Annotated in this window: 18 protein-coding genes and 1 pseudogene; 7 read left to right on the top strand and 12 right to left on the bottom strand. The window is 35.5% G+C overall.

The features are described 5' to 3' along the window. Both HNS40_RS23315 and HNS40_RS19570 read left to right on the top strand, forming a co-directional pair. Positions 1–163 (top strand): annotated as a pseudogene (locus HNS40_RS23315) (IS982 family transposase); the annotation flags it as partial. A 101-nt stretch (positions 164–264) separates the two neighbouring features. Then, the gene (locus tag HNS40_RS19570; protein ID WP_172284080.1) at positions 265–669 is read left to right on the top strand and encodes a hypothetical protein; all 405 of its coding nucleotides are present in this window, start codon (positions 265–267) and stop codon (positions 667–669) included. A gap of 97 nt (positions 670–766) precedes the next feature. Here the strand turns inward: HNS40_RS19570 and HNS40_RS19565 are convergent, their stop codons facing one another. Continuing rightward, positions 767–2,350, bottom strand: coding sequence for a peptide-N-glycosidase F-related protein (locus tag HNS40_RS19565; protein ID WP_172284078.1), 1,584 nt, complete (start codon positions 2,348–2,350; stop codon positions 767–769). A gap of 220 nt (positions 2,351–2,570) precedes the next feature. Here HNS40_RS19565 and HNS40_RS19560 point away from each other — a divergent pair, with 220 nt between their 5' ends. From HNS40_RS19560 to HNS40_RS19550, 3 genes are read left to right on the top strand one after another with little or no spacing between them, the layout of a single operon-like run. Beyond that, the gene (locus tag HNS40_RS19560) at positions 2,571–3,818 is read left to right on the top strand and encodes an efflux RND transporter periplasmic adaptor subunit (RefSeq protein ID WP_172284076.1); all 1,248 of its coding nucleotides are present in this window, start codon (positions 2,571–2,573) and stop codon (positions 3,816–3,818) included. 27 nt (positions 3,819–3,845) lie between these two features. Further along, complete coding sequence (locus HNS40_RS19555; protein ID WP_216663775.1) at positions 3,846–5,201, top strand: ABC transporter permease; 1,356 nt, start codon at positions 3,846–3,848, stop codon at positions 5,199–5,201. A 27-nt stretch (positions 5,202–5,228) separates the two neighbouring features. Continuing rightward, positions 5,229–6,698 (top strand): TolC family protein, encoded by a 1,470-nt coding sequence (locus HNS40_RS19550; protein ID WP_172284073.1) that lies wholly within the window; start codon positions 5,229–5,231, stop codon positions 6,696–6,698. On the opposite strand, the gene rnc is transcribed toward HNS40_RS19550, so the two are convergent. From rnc to HNS40_RS19535, 3 genes are read right to left on the bottom strand one after another with little or no spacing between them, the layout of a single operon-like run. Continuing rightward, positions 6,695–7,441, bottom strand: coding sequence for a ribonuclease III (gene rnc, locus HNS40_RS19545; protein WP_256367561.1), 747 nt, complete (start codon positions 7,439–7,441; stop codon positions 6,695–6,697). The genes HNS40_RS19550 and rnc overlap by 4 nt on opposite strands. Positions 7,442–7,444: 3 nt before the next feature. Next, positions 7,445–8,695, bottom strand: a complete 1,251-nt coding sequence (gene fabF / locus HNS40_RS19540; RefSeq protein ID WP_172284071.1) for a beta-ketoacyl-ACP synthase II — start codon at positions 8,693–8,695, stop codon at positions 7,445–7,447. 15 nt (positions 8,696–8,710) lie between these two features. Then, complete coding sequence (locus tag HNS40_RS19535; protein WP_172284068.1) at positions 8,711–8,947, bottom strand: acyl carrier protein; 237 nt, start codon at positions 8,945–8,947, stop codon at positions 8,711–8,713. 342 nt (positions 8,948–9,289) lie between these two features. On the opposite strand from HNS40_RS19535, the gene purN reads away from it, so the two are divergent. Beyond that, positions 9,290–9,853, top strand: a complete 564-nt coding sequence (gene purN, locus HNS40_RS19530; protein WP_172284066.1) for a phosphoribosylglycinamide formyltransferase — start codon at positions 9,290–9,292, stop codon at positions 9,851–9,853. Positions 9,854–9,900: 47 nt separating this feature from the next. On the opposite strand, the gene HNS40_RS19525 is transcribed toward purN, so the two are convergent. The 5 genes from HNS40_RS19525 to HNS40_RS19505 form a co-directional block, all read right to left on the bottom strand. Further along, on the bottom strand, positions 9,901–11,292 hold the full coding sequence (locus tag HNS40_RS19525; RefSeq protein ID WP_172284063.1) for a hypothetical protein: 1,392 nt from the start codon (positions 11,290–11,292) through the stop codon (positions 9,901–9,903). A 6-nt stretch (positions 11,293–11,298) separates the two neighbouring features. Continuing rightward, positions 11,299–12,018, bottom strand: a complete 720-nt coding sequence (locus HNS40_RS19520) for a glycosyltransferase family 2 protein (RefSeq protein WP_172284061.1) — start codon at positions 12,016–12,018, stop codon at positions 11,299–11,301. Between the two features lie 186 nt (positions 12,019–12,204). Next, positions 12,205–13,194: a PhoH family protein gene (locus HNS40_RS19515; protein ID WP_172284059.1), complete on the bottom strand. Its 990-nt coding sequence runs from the start codon at positions 13,192–13,194 to the stop codon at positions 12,205–12,207. Positions 13,195–13,312: 118 nt separating this feature from the next. After that, complete coding sequence (locus HNS40_RS19510; protein ID WP_172284056.1) at positions 13,313–14,878, bottom strand: SDR family oxidoreductase; 1,566 nt, start codon at positions 14,876–14,878, stop codon at positions 13,313–13,315. Between the two features lie 581 nt (positions 14,879–15,459). Next, positions 15,460–16,356, bottom strand: a complete 897-nt coding sequence (locus tag HNS40_RS19505) for a LysR family transcriptional regulator (protein WP_172284054.1) — start codon at positions 16,354–16,356, stop codon at positions 15,460–15,462. Positions 16,357–16,452: 96 nt separating this feature from the next. Here HNS40_RS19505 and HNS40_RS19500 point away from each other — a divergent pair, with 96 nt between their 5' ends. After that, entirely contained in the window at positions 16,453–17,577 is a 1,125-nt protein-coding gene (locus tag HNS40_RS19500) for an NADH:flavin oxidoreductase (protein WP_172284052.1), read from the top strand. 606 nt (positions 17,578–18,183) lie between these two features. Here HNS40_RS19500 and HNS40_RS19495 read toward each other — a convergent pair. From HNS40_RS19495 to HNS40_RS19485, 3 genes are read right to left on the bottom strand one after another with little or no spacing between them, the layout of a single operon-like run. Further along, positions 18,184–18,531, bottom strand: a complete 348-nt coding sequence (locus HNS40_RS19495) for a type II toxin-antitoxin system PemK/MazF family toxin (RefSeq protein ID WP_172284050.1) — start codon at positions 18,529–18,531, stop codon at positions 18,184–18,186. Continuing rightward, positions 18,521–18,751 (bottom strand): hypothetical protein, encoded by a 231-nt coding sequence (locus HNS40_RS19490; RefSeq protein WP_172284048.1) that lies wholly within the window; start codon positions 18,749–18,751, stop codon positions 18,521–18,523. The genes HNS40_RS19495 and HNS40_RS19490 overlap by 11 nt, the downstream gene beginning before the upstream one ends. A 58-nt stretch (positions 18,752–18,809) precedes the next feature. Continuing rightward, positions 18,810–18,998, bottom strand: coding sequence for a hypothetical protein (locus HNS40_RS19485; RefSeq protein WP_172284046.1), 189 nt, complete (start codon positions 18,996–18,998; stop codon positions 18,810–18,812). Positions 18,999–19,464 lie beyond the last annotated feature (466 nt).

The raw sequence follows: 19,464 nt of genomic DNA, 5'->3' as shown, positions 1-19,464 counted from the left end.
TGAACTAAAAAACATGTGCCAAATTGAACATTCTAGGCACAGAAGTTTTGAAAATTTTATCTCCAATATTATCGCCGCTCTTATCGCATATTCATTCTTTGCTAAAAAACCTTCTATAAAATATGATTTGGAGAAAGACGATCAATTAGCTCTGTTTTTATAATCGAACTCGGGTTAATAGGAAACGATTCCATGTATTTTTTTGAAAAGACTATTTAGGACCGTATTTGTATGATTATAATTAGACTTATTTATACTATATGGATGATTAATTATGTGTTAATTGAACGATCATTCAAAAAGGATCCAGCTTGGGAAGATAGAGATTCGAGTGTTGGTGCAGCAGCCTTCGGAAATGTAATATTTACATCATTTATAATTTTATTCTATTTAGAAAAGTTTTTGGGGGTAAATAATACAGCAAAGTTTTTCAGTATAGATTTTCCATTATATGGTGTAGGAGTGGGATTGAGTTTTGTTGTTATTATAATCTCCTTAATTCTATTCTCGATTCTAAATAAACAAGATAAGATAAAAGCTTACAGAATTGCTTTAAGGTTTTTGTACCCAGTAAATAGGCTAACTTCAATAATTATTCGAATTTTGATTTTTATAACAGCTGCTTATTCCTTTCATTTACTAGTGAATGAGATGCTTGGCAAAAGCTAATTAGTTTGGAAATTTCAAAGCCTCGCAGCAATGTGTGACTTTTTTAGCTTTGTTTCATGCTTATCTAATCAAGTCTTTAATAAAATACAATCCCAATTTACCTAAAAATCATAAACTGCTCCCGAACCTCGCTACCAAAATTCCCATCGAAGCTTTTTAGCTCCGCATCTTTTTGGCGGTCTATAATACGGAGAAATCCAGATTTATTTTTCTTGCTCTGACATCCATCTTTGGCTTCATCATAATAAATCATTTCGTAGCAGCCTGGAGCAAAATCAACAGAGAAACTATATGTAGTATCCGATTTTAATTCTCCACTACTAAAATAGGCTTCTCCAGCTTCATTAAATATTTCTAATCCATTTAAATCCGCAGCATGGTCGGTATTCAGTTCAAAGATTAATTGAGCAGGAAATACTTCTGCTAATGTCATCTCAGAAGTCTTCTTGCCTAGCTTTAAAGCTTTTTCTTTTCCATTAACGGAGGAAATATGTACCGTAAAAGTTTCTGGTTGATCTCCATTTTCAAAGAAATACCAGTTTAGGGATGGAAGATATATAATCTCTTCTTCTAAAAAGCCAAGCTCTCCCTTCCATCTGAATTTATTATCAGTTTGATAATTATAACCATAATTAAAAGTGATGCTTTCCACCTTCTCACTTCCTGTATTCTGAATAAGTATCACTGGTGAACCACATATTGGATTATATGATTCATGCCAGATTTTATTATTGGGAGAATAGATCTCATTTATTGATAGGTTGATAGCTTCCTTAGCTTCTCCTAAAGCAAATAAAACTGAGGAGGTCACATAAGAATCTATTCCACTTACTTTGCCTTTGTCTTCTTGAAAACTCAATTCTAGTTTGATATTTCCCTGATCAATATATTTTTTCTCGATAAAGTGAAGTAGGGGATAAACCTTTAAACCCGGGCACCAATTGGGCCGACTCAAATACCAATGTTCTTGCTCTGGTTGAAGTGGGTTTAAGGAGCAATCGTCACGCCAAATACTTCTTTTTGATACATCAGTGTCATTAATCTCTAGAAAATAAAAACGAGAAGAGGTCTCCGAAATATCTTCTGCTTGTCCGCTAATAAGAACACTTGCTATGGCATGTTTTGTGCCTTTGGGTAATTGGATTTCTTTTGCTGGTAATAATTCTACGGAAACTCCTGTCTCTGTATATGGAAATCCCTTCAAATCACTTTGCCAAAGCGGTATAATATCAATAACATTAATGTTTGGTTGGCCTTCCTCAGCTTCCAATTCCATTGATAAAATTAAATGATTAATATCAGTATTACTCAAGACTCTAATTTGAGGATTCTTAATGAACCAATGCTGCCACATTTGTAAATCATAGTTATAGATGATTTCTTCGTTTTCTTTTAATGAGGCTTGAAGATATATTCTGGCAAACTCAATGAATTCTAAGGTTTTGGGATTTTGTAATTGAAGGCTGAGAAATGAAGCCTCAGGATAGATGATATCATTAGCTGTAGTGCTTAATTCTAAATTTAATTTTAAGGAGAAAAATGATTGTTTTTTCATATCAAATTTGAAAATAGAAATACCAACCTCAGATTGTATTTGCTCACCTTTTGTGATGTTTTGGGCCATTAAGGAAATGGAAAAAAAGGAAGATAAAAGCGTAAATAAGAGTAATTTTCTCATCATATTGAATCTAATTAGAATATTCCAAAGTTAAATCATTTTTTTTACTAAGATCTGCTTTCTGTAAAGAAAAACGCAGATTCTGGAAGTTTTATTATACCTAATGGATATTTTATCTATTTCTTTAGGTTTTTTAACGCTTCCTTGACTTACTTAAATAAGGCTATTTTGTATCATTGTAGACGAAATTAGAATCCTTATCGTTAATGCATAAACCTTCCACATGAAGAAAAAAACTTTACTCATTATTGCCGCCACCATTATAGCTCTATCTATCGGATGGTATTTTTATCCCAGTTCAACAAGTAGTTCAGCCATTATTAGCAAAGTGGATTCTGGAGAATTTGTGATTAGTGTGACCACCACTGGTGAGTTGGATGCTAAAAATTCAACTGAAATTAACGGTCCTCGAAACCTTCAAAGTGTAGAGATTTGGGGTGAAATAAAGATCGACAATATTGTAGAAGAAGGAACCATTGTGGATTCGGGCGATTATATAGCCAGTTTAGATAAAACAGTGGTTCTGAATAAGCTAAAAGATGTAGATGCGAATCTAGACAAACTAAATTCTCAGATTACTACTTTAAAGCTCGATTCGGCACTTACCCTAAGAGCAGCTCGAGATAATATGGTCAATATGAAATATGCTACGGAAGAGGCTAAATTAGAAGTGGATAATTCTAAATTTGAACCACCTGCAACCCAACGTAGAGCCGAGATTTCTTATGAAAAGTCATTACGTAGTTTGGATCAAGCTGCAGAAAATTATAGTCTGAAAATGAACAAAGAGGTGACTTCCATACAGGAGGTAATGATTGATTATAATAAAGACCAAAACAGGAAAAATAGTATTCTGGCCATATTATCGGAGTTTGATATTAAAGCACCTCAAGCCGGAATGGTGATTTATGAGAAGACTTGGCGCGGTGACAAGATAAAAACCGGTTCCATGATTAGTCCTTGGAGACCTATAGTTGCTAAATTACCCGATTTAACTCAAATGCTCATCAAAACTTATGTCAACGAGATTGATATTAGCAAGGTACAGGTTGGACAAGAAGTACAAATTGGAGTGGATGCCTTCCCCGAGAAAAGCTTGACAGGAATTATAACCCAAGTGGCCAATATAGGTGAAGAGATGAAAAACTCTTCTGCACATGTATTTGAAGTCATTATAGATGTGGAAGGACAGGATGAAGATTTACGACCAGCCATGACTACCAAAAACAAAATTATTACTGAGGTTTTGCCAGAAGCCATATTTATTCCACTAGAATGCTTAAACACACAGGATAGTATTCAGTTTGTTTATACCGATGGAAGGAAGCAACAAGTGGAAACAGCCCAAAGCAATGAAGAAAGCATTGTGGTGACTAATGGTTTAGAGGCCGGACAAGAGGTTTATCTCTATCCTCCTGAAGGAGCTGAAGATTGGAAAATAGAAGCGCTTACATCAAAGCTAAATGACTAATCAGTTTCAAAGGAAAAGGAGAAAATTGTGAAATTAAAATTAGATAAATATTTTCTGAGTCTTCAGATTGCCATTGGAGCCGTTTTTGATAATAAGGTGCGTTCTATGTTGACGGCTTTAGGTATCATTTTTGGCGTGGCAGCAGTAATTTCTATGTTGGCTATTGGTAATGGAGCTAAGAAAGAAGTGCTCGATCAAATGAAGCTGGTGGGCGTTAATAATATTGTGATTACTCCGGTGGAAAGTGACGATAATTCTTCCAGTTCTGAGGAGTCTGATGAAGAAGGAACCGAAGCTGAGGAAGAAAAGAGTAAGGAGAAACTTTCTCGAGGTTTAACTTTAGAGGAGGCTTATTCCATTAAAAAAATGATACCAGGAGTGGAACGAGTAAGCCCAGAAGTTATCAATCAAACCCGTATTATTTATAATGATAGGGGGGTTAAAGGAACTTTTACTGGAGTTACTGTTGATTATTTTGATATCTATAGTTTAGAGTTAGAGCAAGGAAGTTATTTTAGTGATTTCCATTATAAGCATGCCAAGCAAGTATGTGTAATAGGGCACAATATAAAAAGTAGATTATTCCCCACAGAAGATGCTCTTGGAAAGCAGATAAAATGTGGTGATGTTTGGTTGACCATAGTTGGAGTGCTAAGAAGTCATGGTAGTGGAGGCGAGCAACTGTCAGAGTTGAAATTGAGTGATTTTGATATGAATGTTTATGCACCTCTAGAAACGGTTTTAATTAGATATAATGATCGTTCTATCGTGACTAAAAAATCACTAAAGGGAAGAGGTCGTAGATCAGATAATTCTTCTACTGAAACCAATAGAAACCAACTCGACAAGTTGGTGGTTCAGGTAACTGATACAGATAAGCTAAAAACTACAGCTGCTGTTTTAAATAAAATGCTCCTTCGTCGTCATGCAGGTGCCAAAGACTTTCAAATCACGGTTCCAGAGTTATTATTGAAGCAAGAACAGAAAACCCGTTCCATCTTCAATCTAGTTTTAGGAGCTATTGCGAGCATTTCTTTGATAGTTGGAGGGATTGGTATCATGAACATCATGCTGGCCTCTGTGATGGAGAGAATCAGAGAGATTGGAGTTCGACGAGCCATAGGAGCCACTCAAAAAGATATTGTTTTCCAGTTCTTAAGCGAAGCCACCATTATTTCAGTAACAGGTGGAATTATTGGTATTGTTCTAGGTTTGGTTATAGCTCAATTGATAACCCAGTTTACCGAAATCCCAACTATTGTTAGTGGATTTTCCATCCTTATTTCTTTTGGTGTGAGTGCAGGTATTGGCGTTATCTTTGGATATATGCCAGCCCAAAAAGCTGCAGAGAAAGATCCAGTTTCTAGTTTAAGACACGAATAGTAATTCCCTATTTTAAAATTATTCAGCATGAAAAAATATATATTCTTTGTATTGAGTTTTGCCTTTGCGTTTTCAAGCCAGGCACAAGATAAAATATTGACTCTCGAAAATGTATTAAATATTGCAAAGGAGCAGTCGCCAGCAGCACAAATAGCTAAACATAGCTTTAGAGCCAGCTATTGGCAATATCGATTTTATAAAGCCGAGCAATTACCTACTTTAGATTTTGATGGTGTTATTCCAAATATTCAGAATCGAATCTCCCAAGAAACAACAGCTGGAGTATCCTATTATGCCAAACAAAATAGTATTTTATATCGTGGTGGATTAAGTTTAAATCAAGCGATTCCTTGGACAGGTGGTAATGTATTTGTAAGCTCAGGTTTAGAGCATACCATTAATTATTTGACAGATACTACAACGCGTCAGTATTTGTCTACACCCATCAATATTGGTCTCAATCAACCCTTATTTCAATTTAATCAATATAAATGGGATCGAAAGATTGAACCCATTAAGTATGAAGTAGCCAAGAAAAAGTATCTGGAAGCCGTAGAAGGCGTTTCTATAGATGCTATCACCTATTTCTTTAGGCTTTTAACCGCTCAAGTAGATTATAAGATAGCAGAAATCAATGTGATGAATTATGATACCCTTTATAAAGTTGCAAAAGGAAGATATAATTTGGGTAGGATAGGTGAAGATGAAGTTTTACAGATGGAATTGAGTTTGCTGAAGTCACAGGCTGCTATGGAAAAAAATGCTATGGATTTAGAGGACGCTATGTTCCGACTAAAGTCATTTTTAAGAATGAAAGATGATAGCCGTTTAAACCTAGTTATTCCTTCTCCAAGTTTTTTCGAAAAAGTAGATAGAGAGATGGCTTTAGAAAAAGCGTTAAAGAATTCCTCTACGATTTTGGAGTTTGAAAGAAGATTATTGGAGGCCCAGTCAGGTGTGAGTGCAGCTAAGGCTTATGGTTTTAATGCTAACTTGTCCTTGATTTTTGGAATCAATGGATCTTCAACAGTTTTTGATCAGGTATATCAGGATCCATTGCAGCAACAACAGCTTTCACTAGGCCTCCATATTCCTATTTTAGATTGGGGTAGGAGAAAAGGTCAAGTTAGGATAGCGCAAAGTAATGAGGAGCTTGCTAAAACTTCAGTAGAGCAAGAAAGAGTAGATTTCTCTCAATCCATATTTTTAGAAGTAGGGGAGTTTAATATTCAGCAAAATCAGTTGATTATTGCAGCAAAAAGCGATACCATAGCTCAGAAGAGTTTTGTTGTTTCTAAAAACAGATATTTGATTGGAAAGATTGGAGTGACAGATTTAAATATTGCACAAAAAGAAACAGATCAAGCCAAGGTTGGCTATATAGGAGCATTAAGAACTTATTGGTATAATTATTTTAGATTAAGACGATCTACTTTATTTGACTTTCAATCAGGTATTGATTTGGATGTTTCCTACGAAGATATTTACGAGGATTAATGCTCTGGATTAGATTTAGCCGGATTCAGCTTTGTGTACGCTTTTTCAGCAGCCAGTTTTTCAGCACCTTTAATGGAGTAGTCTCTGGCTTTTGACATGGATTTACCATTAATAATGGCTTCTACCTCAAACTGCTTTCTGTAGCCAGTACCTATTTCTTGAATGACATTGTATTCCAATTCCATCTTTTTCTTTTGACAATATTCTAAAAGGGTACTTTTGTGATTCATTTCCGCTTTAACTAATTCCTCCAAATCAAAGTGGACGGCTATCACTCTGTTGATCATGATATGGTGGGTGAAATCGTATCCCTTGTCTAAGAATAAAGCCCCAACCATGGCTTCAAATGCATCACCATTGATAGAGCGGAAGTGTTTGTTATTGTCTTTGTCTACTTGAATTAACTTGTCTATCCCAAGCTTCTGAGAAAGTTTATTCAAACTGGCTCTACTCACGATTTTTGAGCGCATATCTGTTAAGAAGCCCTCATCTTTAATCGGATATTTTTTAAACAAGTAGTCTGCTACTATGGCGCCGAGTATGGCGTCACCAAGGTATTCTAACCTTTCATTACTGATCTTTACGCCTTCAGTTATTTCTTTAGCAACAGAGCGGTGACGTAAAGCTAGTTTATACAAAAAAATATTTCCGGGATAAAACCCGAAAATATTTTTTATAGAATGATAAAATTCTTTATCAGTCGAAATATGTATCTTGATTCGTTTTATGAATTGACCAATCAACGATTATTTATTTTTTTTGAAGATAAGAGAGGCGTTGTGACCACCAAATCCAAAAGTATTGGATAAAGCTACGTCAACAGTACGTTTCTTAGCAACATTGAATGTGAAATCTAATTTCTGATCAATGTTAGGGTCGGTTTCATAATGGTTAATTGTTGGAGGAACGATATCGTTTTTCACCGCTAAAACAGTAGCGATAGCTTCAACAGCTCCTGCAGCTCCCAATAAGTGACCTGTCATTGATTTGGTAGAGTTGATACTGATATTATAAGCATGCTCACCATATAGAGTGGTGATAGCTTTTGGTTCAGCAATATCTCCCAAAGGAGTAGATGTTCCATGAGTATTGATATGGTCCATTTGTATAGGTTCTAAACCTGCATCTTGTAATGCCCATTTCATAGCTAGCATAGCACCATGTCCTTCAGGGTGTGGGCTAGTCATGTGGTGTGCATCAGCAGAAAGGCCTGCTCCAGCAACCTCAGCATAAATAGTAGCACCACGAGCTATAGCGTGTTCATACTCTTCGAATATTAATCCAGCTCCACCTTCTCCAATTACAAAACCATCACGATCTTTATCAAAAGGGCGAGAGGCTGTTTTAGGATCATCATTACGAGTGGAGATGGCGTGCATAGCGTTAAACCCACCAACACCAGGGGAGTTAACGGCAGCTTCAGAACCACCCACTACAAAAGCATCGGCTTTGCCTAATCTTATATAGTTGAATGCATCTGCCATAGCATTTGCCGATGAGGCACAAGCTGAAACAGTAGCAAAGTTTGGTCCTTGGAATCCATATTTAATGGAGATATGACCTGCAGTAATATCTGCAATCATTTTTGGAATAAAGAAAGGGTTGTAACGTGGTGTTCCGTCGCCTTTGGCATAGTCACCTACTTCTTTAGCAAAAGTTTCGAGGCCACCAATTCCTGATGCCCAGATAACTCCTACTCTTTCTTTATCAATATTTTCGTCGTCTAATTTGGCGTCAGCAACAGCTTGATAAGCGGCAACTAAACCAAATTGAGCGTAAAGATCGTACTTTCTGGCTTCTTTTCTGTCAAAATGATCAAGCGGATTAAAACCTTTTACTTCGCATGCAAAATGAGTCTTAAACTTCGAATGATCAAAACGGGTTATTTCGGCTGCGCCCGAAACCCCATTAAGCAATGCATCCCAGTACTCTGGGACAGTATTACCTAATGGAGTAACGGCTCCTAAGCCTGTAACCACTACTCTTCTTAATTTCATAAAGAAATGTTTGAATTATTGAGCGTGCTCTTCAATATAAGATATAGCTTCACCAACTGTTTGGATATTCTCAGCTTGATCATCTGGAATAGAGATGTTGAATTCCTTTTCGAACTCCATAATTAATTCAACTGTATCCAATGAATCAGCGCCTAAATCGTTAGTAAAATTAGCTTCTGGAGTTACCTCGCTTGGGTCTACTCCTAATTTGTCAACTATAATATCAATAACCTTTGATTTTGTGTCAGACATGTTTATCTCCTTTTTTGAATTAATAAGCTGCAAAGAAAAAAATTTCAATCGTACAAACCAACACATTTTTGACTTTTTATGACTTGCAAAAAAGGATGCTTCTGATAATCAGGCGTGAAGCATGTCGACTTTTCGACAAGAAAATTCGAATGATGGGAGTATTGGGGTCTTTTTGTGTGTTTTTGGGTAAGCCTTTGGGGTTGTTTTTGTCTTGTTTTCGTATTCTTTTGATGTTTTTGTTACTTCATTTACTAAAAAGTTGTGTTTTGGCCTTGCCTTTTTATCTATTTTTGCCAATTGTTACGTTTTATATCTTCAAATGTCATAACTAAATATCTAATAATGAAAAGAATAGCCATTTTTGCTTCTGGTAATGGTAGTAATGCAGAAAACATCATTAAGTTCTTTTTGCAAAGTGAAAATATTAGCGTAGAGCTAGTGTTAACTAATAATGCCAACGCTAAAGTAATTGAGAGAGCTGCAAAATTAGATATACCAGTTGTGGTTTTCAATAGAAGCGATTTTTATGGTGATGAGATAGTTTTAGAAAGTTTGATAGAACACAAGATCGATTTAGTAGTGTTAGCTGGTTTTATGTGGTTGGTTCCTTCCTATCTTATTCAGAATTATCCTTTAAATATTATCAATATTCACCCTGCGCTTTTACCTAAATATGGAGGGAAGGGAATGTATGGAGATTATGTTCATCAAGCTGTTTCTGAGGCTCGTGAGAAAGAAAGTGGAATCACTGTTCATTATGTAAACGAAAAGTATGACGATGGCGACATTATATTTCAAAAATCTATAGAGATAGAGGAGGGTGAAGATCCAGATTCCATAGCTCAGAAAATTCATACTTTAGAATATGAGTATTTCCCAAAAGTGATAAAAGATTTGTTGGCGTAATTGGATTTTTTAAAAAAATTCATTGACTAAATTATCGCTTTGGTAGATTAGTTCTTATCAAAATCCTCTTTTTCTCCTTTTTTAGCACTTTCGTAATCTGGTCTTTGAATTAATGTTCTATAATTTTCAGGGTAATGCATTTTATTCCACACTCCCCAATATGCTTCTTTTGTCATCCCGTCGTAATGTATTATGCCCAAGTTATACTGATTAGTTTGGAAAATATTAAGTCTTACAAAAAACACAATAGCTATAATAACAGGAATAATTCTCCAATTAAACCATTTAGATTTGATGCTTAATGAAATAAAAAGCGCGAGTGGAATGGCCATAAGTGGATAGGAATCTATCATTGGTCTTGAGCCAAATCCTCCTCCATACCAAAAGGTCCACCAACTATATATTATCCATATATTTAGGACTAAGAAAATACTAATTGGAAGAGCAAATGGCTTCATTTTTTTGAATAGGAAAGGGATTCCAATAATAGCGAAAATCATAAGCGGTGTATAAATTAACCACCCTTTTCTATAGCTGAATAGGCCCTTAATGATATTGGGATTTAGAAAAAAGAAACCTTCATCTCCATAGGAGCCATAAACCCAATGGCCTGTAATATACTTCCAGTAAATTAATTGAGGCGAACACATAATGATGCTTGAGATAGCTATCAGAAATATGTGGAGCCAGTATTTTTTTAATATAAGTATTTTTTCTTTTGCTGTATCAATGGTGTAAACATTATAGAGTAAAGGGAAAATAAAAATAATAATGTTTGTGGGTCTGATAAGGGTAATTAATCCACCAGTAAGACCAATTAGAATAGCTTTTCCCCAATGTGGTTTTTCATTCCATTTTATGGATAGATATATAAATAATGAAAATAAAAAGAAAGAATAAACATGGCTCATAGGCCCATTATAAACAGTGTAGAAAAACAAGTTGGTGCCGAAAAACAAAATAATAAGAGTGAGACTGACAACTCCTTTACTAAAAAATTGAATCAGGGTTAGTCTAATGATCAACATAGCCATAAGAGCATAAAAAATACTGCTGTATACCAACCATCTACTGTAAGGCTCAGAGTACCCGCTAGGATCGTAACCGAAAAGTTTTGCATGCTGGTGGGCAATAAAGAAGAAGGGAGAATACATGATGGCGGTTCCCATTGTCATCTTCTGAACATACCCCTCATTATTTGGTAATGGTTTTCCCCAAATGTATTTTGTTATTTCTTTGGGTAGTTGGTGTTTAAATTTAAAGCTTAAATCTTTATAAATAAATGTAGCAGGTAAATAAGAATAGTAAATTTTTATATCGTGTTGAATTACAGTGTCTTTTTCCCATTCTGCTTCCTTGTGGACTAAATGTACCCAGATGATTATTGATAATAAAATAATTATTTTAGTATAGTCAAAATCAGCTAATTTAGGGATCATCAGAATTTATTTTTTTGAAAAAAGATTATACTTGAAAATGCAATATATGGCATGAAATCCATCTTTATAACTTATTTTCTTACCATCAGCATAAGTTCTTCCATGATAAGAGATCCCTACTTCATATATTTTAATATTAGGGACTCTAGATATTTTTGCTGTTATTTCGGGCTCTATACCAAATCTTTTCTCTTTGATATTGATATTCTTTAATATGTCTGTCCTCATCATTTTATAACAGGTTTCCATATCTGTTAAGTTCAAGTTGGTAAACATATTAGATAAAAAAGTAAGAAAGCGATTACCTATGGTATGCCAGAAAAATAAAATTCTATGAGGATTTGAGCCCATAAACCTTGATCCATAAACTACATCTGCGTTAGTATAGTATACAGGTTTTAAAAGGTCATTGTATTCTTCGGGATTGTATTCTAAATCAGCATCTTGAATAATGGTGTATTCTCCAGTTGCATGTGAAAAACCTACTTGAAGTGCGGCACCTTTACCTTGGTTGGTTTCTTGATTAAAAAGTTGGATATCCAAATTTTTATTCTTAACCATGTACTTTTCTACTGCTTCTTTTGTGTCATCAGTAGAACAATCATTTACTATTATAATTTCTTTTTTAATTCCCTTTAAATCAACATCAAGTATCTTGTTTAAAATGAGATGAATTGTTTTGCCTTCATTATAGGCTGGGATAATAATAGATAGCTTTTTTATCATTAGTAATTATGTTGTATGCATTTGTACCGACTGTAATAAGCGCAAAAATATAATAATTTATAAATATAAACTAGGATTGATCCCTGATATTTAAATGGAGGACAAACTTATATATCCGGTCTTATATTTCATTATTTATTACAATATGTAATTCTAAATATTAAAGTTGGAATATACTGATTATAACTATATTGATGATTGTTTCTTCTCTTTTCTATTTTGCTCCTCCTCATCCTCCATCAATTGATAGGCTTTGATAATACTTGTTACCAATGAATGGCGAACAATATCTTTATCATTGAGGTGAACAAAGTCGACTCCCTTGATATCCTTCAGCATGTTTTGAGCTTGCTTTAAGCCGGATGTGTATTTTCTTGGAAGGTCGATTTGAGTAATATCACCAGTAACGAAAAACTTGGAGTAAACGCCCATTCTGGTTAGAAACATCTTAAGTTGGCTCGAAGTAGCATTTTGTGCTTCATCTAATATGGCATAAGCATTATTTAATGTTCTTCCACGCATAAATGCTAAAGGGGCAATTTCAATAGTGCCATCCTCTAAATATTTTTCCAGTTTTACAGCCGGAAGCATATCTCTTAAAGCGTCGTAAAGCGGCATCATATAAGGATCTAGTTTTTCCTTCATGTCGCCAGGGAGGAATCCTAGGCTTTCTCCAGCTTCTACTGCTGGACGCGCTAAAATAATCCTCTTTACTTCTTTGTTCTTTAAAGCTCGAACGGCTAAAGCAACTGCAGTATAAGTTTTTCCACTACCAGCAGGACCAATAGCAAAAACCAAATCGTTTTTCATGGAAGTCTCCACCAGTTTTCTTTGATTGACGGTGAGTGCTTTGATCAATTTACCATTAACTCCATGAACTAGAATATCATCACCCGAAGTGCTGCCCTTTACAAATTCAGAAGCCGATTCGTGCATCAAGCCCTTTAAATCTTGAGGATTCAACTTGTTGAACTTTTCAAAATGCATTAATGCCACATCAAAGAATTTCTCAAATTGAATCACCATCTCATCATTGCCAAAAATCTTAAATACATCGCCTCTCACCACAAATCGTAAGGATGGGAATATCTCTTTAATGGTGTTTAAATTGACTTCGTTTACTCCGAAAATATCTAGTGGATGGTAAGGTTCTAGGGATAATACTTTTTCTGCCATGTATACTTTTACTTTAATATATGCGCAAAGGTATCAAATGATGATAGATATTGAGAGTTTTATTTTCAAATTGCAGTAATAAAACAGATAATTTAATACTAAGTAATTGAGTTCCCCTCTACCAATCAATAGGTCGGTAATCCTTCAGGAATTTACCACACCAATGTTTCTTAGTATTAATTCCATCGAACAAAGGGTCTAATACTCTGGCCGCTCCATCCACAATATCTAATGGAGGTTGAAAGTCATGTTCATCTTCTTTTCGTTTAGCTAATTCAGCAGGGTCTTCATCAGTTACCCAGCCAGTGTCTACAGCATTCATATAAATACCATACTTGGCAAAGTCAGAAGCTCCGGTAAGTGTCATCATATTTAAAGCCGCCTTGGCCATATTGGTATGAGGATGTCGGTCTTCTTTATGCCAACGGTGAAATTTACCTTCAATGGCCGAAACATTAATAATATGTTTAATACCTGTATTTTCTTTTTTCATAATATTGACCAGGCGATTGGTAAGCACAAATGGCGCAACAGAATTTACTAGCTGAACCTCTAACATTTCGTTGGTATGGATTTCGCCTAACTTCAACCGCCAGCTATTAGTTTTTCTTAAATCAACTTGTTGTAAATCTGCATCTAGTTTGCCCACAGGGAATACTTCATCGGTGGGTAAAGAATTATCAATGCTATATGGAATCTGTGAAAGCCTAGCTGAAGCATGAAGTCCAATTCCCAATTGTTTTCCATGCCAACTAACAGGAAGGTTTTTTTCTTCAGCTTCCGAAAATCCAGTACTCAATGACCTCAATTTACGTAAACAAGAATCATGATCAGAAAGGAGAACTTGAGCATATCTAGGAAGCTCATTTATGGGCATGTCTTCATTGGCCATTAGATGTTGATAAAAGCCTGCTGGGCGTCTTACGGTCTGAGCTGCATTATTAATGAGTATATCTAGTTTTTCGTATTGCTGCTCAATATAATTACAGAATATTTCAACACTTGGAATATGTCTTAGGTCGAGGCCATGTATCTTCAATCGATGTCCCCATTTTTCAAAATCAGGCTCTTTGGAAAACCTTAAAGCAGAGTCAACGGGAAATCTAGTAGTAGCAATTACTTTGGCACCAGCGCGAAGCATAATCAAGGTAATGTGATATCCAATTTTAAGTCTGGAACCAGTCACCAAAGCCACTTGTCCGCTAAGGTCGGTAGTTTGAAAACGTTTGGCGTAGTTGAAGTCTCCACATTCCTTGCACATGGTATCGTAAAAATGATGAAGCTTTCCGAAGGATTCCTTACATACATAACAATCTCTAGGAGATTCCAAGGGGATATCTTTTTCAGTATTCTCATTACCAGCGGCAATCATGATGGGAGCTACAAAAACACTGGCATCTCTGGCAGATCTTATGCCTGTTGTGTTTCTAGCTAGTTTGTCTTTGAGTTTTAATTTCTGTTTACGAACTTTTTTTGATGCTTTATTACGTCTAGTAAATTCTTCTTTACTTGGTCTTGATAGTTGGCCAGCAGATATCATTAGCGCAAGTCGTTTGTCTTCTGGAATGTCAAATATCTGATCGATATCCTCATTGAGTGTTTGTAGTACCGCCAAACACTCGTCAATCTGTTTTTGACTCAATTTTTCTTTCTCTTCTTTTTTCTCTCCCTGAAATTCTGCCATCTATACTTTATTTTGCGGGCGAAATTAGGTATAATATCTATCCCTAATTGGTTAAAGTGTATTAGTGCTTCCTTATTTCTTTTTCACTCCATTTTTTTTTTGCTTAAGGGGTCTCATTGTCCAACAACTGCAAACTTTGAATAAATTCCAATAATGCAATATATCATGATGAATTTATCATAAGTTATCACGATAGTTCTTCAAAAATTTGTGTCATATGTGAGCCGGGATGTGGGGTAGGCGAATGGGAGGATGGACTGTTGCCCAAAGTCCTATGCTTGGAACGACCATTACTTTGAATCGTCTCAACAGAAGAGGGCATGAGTCGATGTAAAGATTATATCAAAACATTTCTCTTATTTATAAATTCTATCCACTATGGACTCTGACATAGAGAAGCGCCGTATCGGCTTCTGAGAAATAAATCTACATTATATATTTGTTTTGAAAGAAAGAGCATCGCTCCCCAGCATACGGTGGAGTGAGCTCCTTAGGATGCTGTACCGATATATCAGTAGCCTCTCCCAACTAGTGTTTGCTAGTGGGGTGGGCTACTCGAGATTGGGAGCTGGTCTTGCCTATTAACTCATTTCTTCTTTAAAGATATTTAAAATTTTATCCAATTGTTTTTTGTAGATCGAATTTTTCCGATAAGCAAAATAGAGTTTATTTACAATTGGAGAATTCCCTTTCCAAAGCAATTGCAGTTTATTATTCTCAATTTCTTTTTGGCAAAGAAAGTCTGGAACAATAGCTAAGCCACTACCATAACTCAAACTATTGATAATTGATTTAAAATTGGGAACTATATAATTTGCTCTAAAGTCTGGTAAGGAATTAAAGTTTGCCTGCCAAAAACGTTTTGTATGTTCGTTATCACTAGATGCACCATACCATTTCTTTTCTCTCAGGAAGAGCTTTAAGTCAACAATGCTTCTTTTTTTTATCTCGTTTGTAAAGACTACTTTGTCAATATCTGCACTACCAATTAGGACTATGGTTTCGCTGGCAATAGGTTCATAAACAATCCCTTTAATATCTATCTTTTTTGGTGTTATAACAACATCCATAAATCCTTTTTCTAAATCCTTCAATAGATTCTGATAGTCAGAGAAACTGCTTATAATATTAAAATTCAAGGTATGAAGATGCCTTTCTAAGATATGTTGAAACGTCTCAAAACACATTCCAATGTTGATTGTAGGAACTTCGAGTTCGGTGCTTTTTTGGAAACGCTTTTCTATTTCTTCTAGTTTCAGCAATGGTTCATAAAGAGCATTATACAATACTTTTCCTTGTTCGGTAGCTACCATTTTTTTTGCCACTCTATCAAAGAGTTTTGTTCCCACATGGTTTTCGAGCGAGCTTAAATGAAGACTCACGCCAGGTTGTGAAATAAATAAAGCTTCCGCTGCAGCTGTTAATGTACCTTTATCGTATATAGCTTTATAGGTGCGATACCATTCTAAATTCACCATATCTATTAAAATTATAATACAAATATATGATTTAACTAATTATTATAATTATTAAAGCTAACCTAAATTTGCATTGTAAATTAAAAATTGCTGGTGATGAAATTATTAAAAGTAACAAAAGTTAGAAATATCAAACTGAACAATCGCATTTTTCGCTCTGCCTTATGGATGAATATGGCAGATAAAGAAGGTCATATCACACCTCAGTTATATAAGGTTTACAAAGACCTATCTAAAGGTGGTGCTGGAATGATTATTACGGGCTACTCAATGGTTGATCCAAATGACAGAGCTAATCCAGGCATGATGGGTATCTATAACGATTCGTTTATTGATGAGCACAAAAAGCTAGTTGACATTGTGCACTCTAACGATACGCCAATTGCCATTCAGTTGGCTTATGGTGGCTCACAAACAAATCATCCCGACTTTGAGGATGCTTCGCTTTGGGGGCCTTCGGCAATAAAGAACCGTGCTACAGGAATTACCCCTAAAGAAATGACTAATGACAATATTCGGCATGTGGTGAAAATGTTTACCAATGCATCTGTGCGCGCACAAAAAGCGGGTTATGATGCTGTTGAGTTACACGCAGCGCACGGCTATTTATTAAGTCAGTTTTTAACGCCATATTGTAATAGACGTGAGGACGAGTACGGTGGGAATATTGAAAATAGGTCTCGTATAATTGTTGAAGTTATTACAAGTATTCGTAAAGCTGTAGGTTCTGCTTTTGCTATTATGATAAAAATGAATCACGACGATTTTATGGATGAAGGTGAAGGGCTAACTCTTGCTGATGCCATTGAAGTTGCTAAAATATTTGAGAATGCTGGAGCCGACCTCCTAGAGATAAGTGGCGCAAATGAAAGTTCTGGCAAGGGAATAAGTCCGGCGCGTACAAAGATTCATAAGCCTGAATTACAATCCTATTTTCTTGAGCCAACTCAACAAATTGCCAGTGCTGTTTCTATTCCAGTTATGTTAATGGGAGGAAATAGAAATTTTGCGCGCTTACAAGATATTTTGAACCAAACGGATATTAAATACTTTTCCATGGCACGGCCATTACTTAGTGAACCTGATCTTGTGAACAAGTGGAAGAAAAACCCAGAATACAAACCTTTATGTGTTTCTTGTAATGGCTGCTACCGAGAAGGAGAAGTTGGCTGTGTTGTGCAAGAAAAACTGATGGCAAAGAAACATCCTTCAAGGGTTTAGTTTAATCTGAATGTTTTGTTGCTTTAATTTACGCTGATAATAAGAAACCACCGCTATCTTCACTTTTACACAACAGTTTGAATATGCTGCGTGTCGCATAATAGTCAATAAAATTCTTTAGTTCATGGATTGTAAATATACAAATTCATTTTCTTTGAAAATGAAACTACGGCTTGAAGTATATTTATTGTGTGTACCCAGCATAAGAATAACGCACAAAGAGTTGCAAGCTTTGAATAAATTCCAAAAATAGAAATAAAACCTTATGGATTTATCATAAGTTATACTGCTGGTGGGATGTTAATTAACTTCATGAGGATGAACCGAAGAAAGGGAACTCATTCATGCATAAATAGATCAACAATTGGTGAGCTAAACCTGAGCGTAAGTGTAAAAACCTCATCCGTTTGGGTATTCCCATGGTCAAGCATTTTGTGGAAAGGCAGAGCTAAACCATAATTCAGTGGATAATTGTTTTGAAAGAAAGAGTAAAGCTCCCGTAGGTTTGGTGGTTTGCGATCGTTAGGATGCTGTACCGATGTGTCAGCCGCCTCTCTCTGCTAGTGTTTGTAAGTGTGGTGGGTTACTCGGCTTTGGTATCGTGTATTATTCAAGGTCTAGAACTATTTGAATATTTTCTTTCACCAAATCAATCAGTTCATCAGGTAAGATCCCCAGTCTTTTTGTCAACCGTTTATTATCAATCGCACGAATTTGGTCAATCATTATATCACAAGCCTGATGTAAGTTGCTTGTCCCTTTTTTAAGATGTACCCTTAATATCTCAGAACCCATTTTAACGTTTGTTGTAATTGGACAAACAATAGTAGATGGGTGAGGAATCTTGTTAAGCAGATTGGTCTGTATCGCTAGAACTGGTCTTGTTTTACCTGGTTCAGTTCCTATCTGAGGATTTAAATCTGCAAGCCAAATTTCAAATTGTTTAATCAGCATAATCAATCCCCTCGAAGTCATTAAGGACAGACATTGAATCCGCTTTGACTAATCCTGATTCCTTTTTTAGCTTTTTCTCCAGCATCTGTTTGCGTTGAATTTTATTATAAAACTCAATGGCTTCGTTTATATATCGATTTCGTGGTTTCTTAATCCGAGCAAGTATTTTTTCAGTCTCACCGAAAATCGAATCATCTATTTTTAAAGATACTGTTTTCATGATATTTTATATTTATATCACAAAAGTATATCTTTTTAGTATATAAATCAAGTATATTTTATTGGTATTTATTCCAAATATCAAAAATCCATAAATACTCTATCAATGCTGGGAAAATTAGTAAAGGAATCAGAACAATCATGGCTCTTGAAGCTCTACTTGGATTTGCATTCTTAATGTCAACATTATCAGTCAATTCTTTCAGGCGATAATTAGAGATTATCAAATATTTAACTTTAGTACTCATGTTTGCAGAATCTCAGGGCACATACGCTACAATATGAAGCTATATGCAGAGGCCGGGATTTATAAGCTTCAACTTATCAGACCGATACAGTTTTAAGTAAATGTACAATAGTTTGATTTATTTGCTTCGCTCGGCTTATGTTTATTGCTTATTGTGTGTGCCCAGCATAAGCATGGCCCACAAAGCTGCAAGCTTTGAATAAATTCCAAAAATGCAATAAATCATGATGAATTTATCATAAGTTATACTGCTGGTGTGATGTTAATTAACTTCATGAGCATGAACCGAAGAAAGGGAACTCATTCATGCATAAATAGATCAACAATTGGTGAGCTAAACCTGAGCGTAAGTGTAAAAACCTCATCCGTTTGGGTATTCCCATGGTCAAGCATTTTGTGGAAAGGCAGAGCTAAACCATAATTCAGTGGATAATTGTTTTGAAAGAAAGAGTAAAGCTCCCGTAGGT

Source organism: Lentimicrobium sp. S6 (genome assembly GCF_013166635.1).
In the GTDB taxonomy this organism is placed as follows: domain Bacteria; phylum Bacteroidota; class Bacteroidia; order Bacteroidales; family UBA12170; genus UBA12170.
The sequence above is the reverse complement of the archived record's forward strand: the minus strand, read 5'-3'. Positions and strand labels throughout refer to the sequence as shown.

Coding starts and splice junctions, on each gene's coding strand:
- HNS40_RS19505 (WP_172284054.1), bottom strand. CDS start 16,356: ATGGTGAATTTAGAATGGTATCGCACCTATAAAGCTATATACGATAAA.
- HNS40_RS19485 (WP_172284046.1), bottom strand. CDS start 18,998: ATGAGTACTAAAGTTAAATATTTGATAATCTCTAATTATCGCCTGAAA.
- HNS40_RS19535 (WP_172284068.1), bottom strand. CDS start 8,947: ATGTCTGACACAAAATCAAAGGTTATTGATATTATAGTTGACAAATTA.
- HNS40_RS19560 (WP_172284076.1), top strand. CDS start 2,571: ATGAAGAAAAAAACTTTACTCATTATTGCCGCCACCATTATAGCTCTA.
- HNS40_RS19565 (WP_172284078.1), bottom strand. CDS start 2,350: ATGATGAGAAAATTACTCTTATTTACGCTTTTATCTTCCTTTTTTTCC.
- HNS40_RS19490 (WP_172284048.1), bottom strand. CDS start 18,751: ATGAAAACAGTATCTTTAAAAATAGATGATTCGATTTTCGGTGAGACT.
- HNS40_RS19510 (WP_172284056.1), bottom strand. CDS start 14,878: ATGGCAGAATTTCAGGGAGAGAAAAAAGAAGAGAAAGAAAAATTGAGT.
- HNS40_RS19500 (WP_172284052.1), top strand. CDS start 16,453: ATGAAATTATTAAAAGTAACAAAAGTTAGAAATATCAAACTGAACAAT.
- HNS40_RS19515 (WP_172284059.1), bottom strand. CDS start 13,194: ATGGCAGAAAAAGTATTATCCCTAGAACCTTACCATCCACTAGATATT.
- purN (WP_172284066.1), top strand. CDS start 9,290: ATGAAAAGAATAGCCATTTTTGCTTCTGGTAATGGTAGTAATGCAGAA.
- HNS40_RS19570 (WP_172284080.1), top strand. CDS start 265: ATGATTAATTATGTGTTAATTGAACGATCATTCAAAAAGGATCCAGCT.
- HNS40_RS19495 (WP_172284050.1), bottom strand. CDS start 18,531: ATGCTGATTAAACAATTTGAAATTTGGCTTGCAGATTTAAATCCTCAG.
- fabF (WP_172284071.1), bottom strand. CDS start 8,695: ATGAAATTAAGAAGAGTAGTGGTTACAGGCTTAGGAGCCGTTACTCCA.
- HNS40_RS19520 (WP_172284061.1), bottom strand. CDS start 12,018: ATGATAAAAAAGCTATCTATTATTATCCCAGCCTATAATGAAGGCAAA.
- HNS40_RS19525 (WP_172284063.1), bottom strand. CDS start 11,292: ATGATCCCTAAATTAGCTGATTTTGACTATACTAAAATAATTATTTTA.
- HNS40_RS19550 (WP_172284073.1), top strand. CDS start 5,229: ATGAAAAAATATATATTCTTTGTATTGAGTTTTGCCTTTGCGTTTTCA.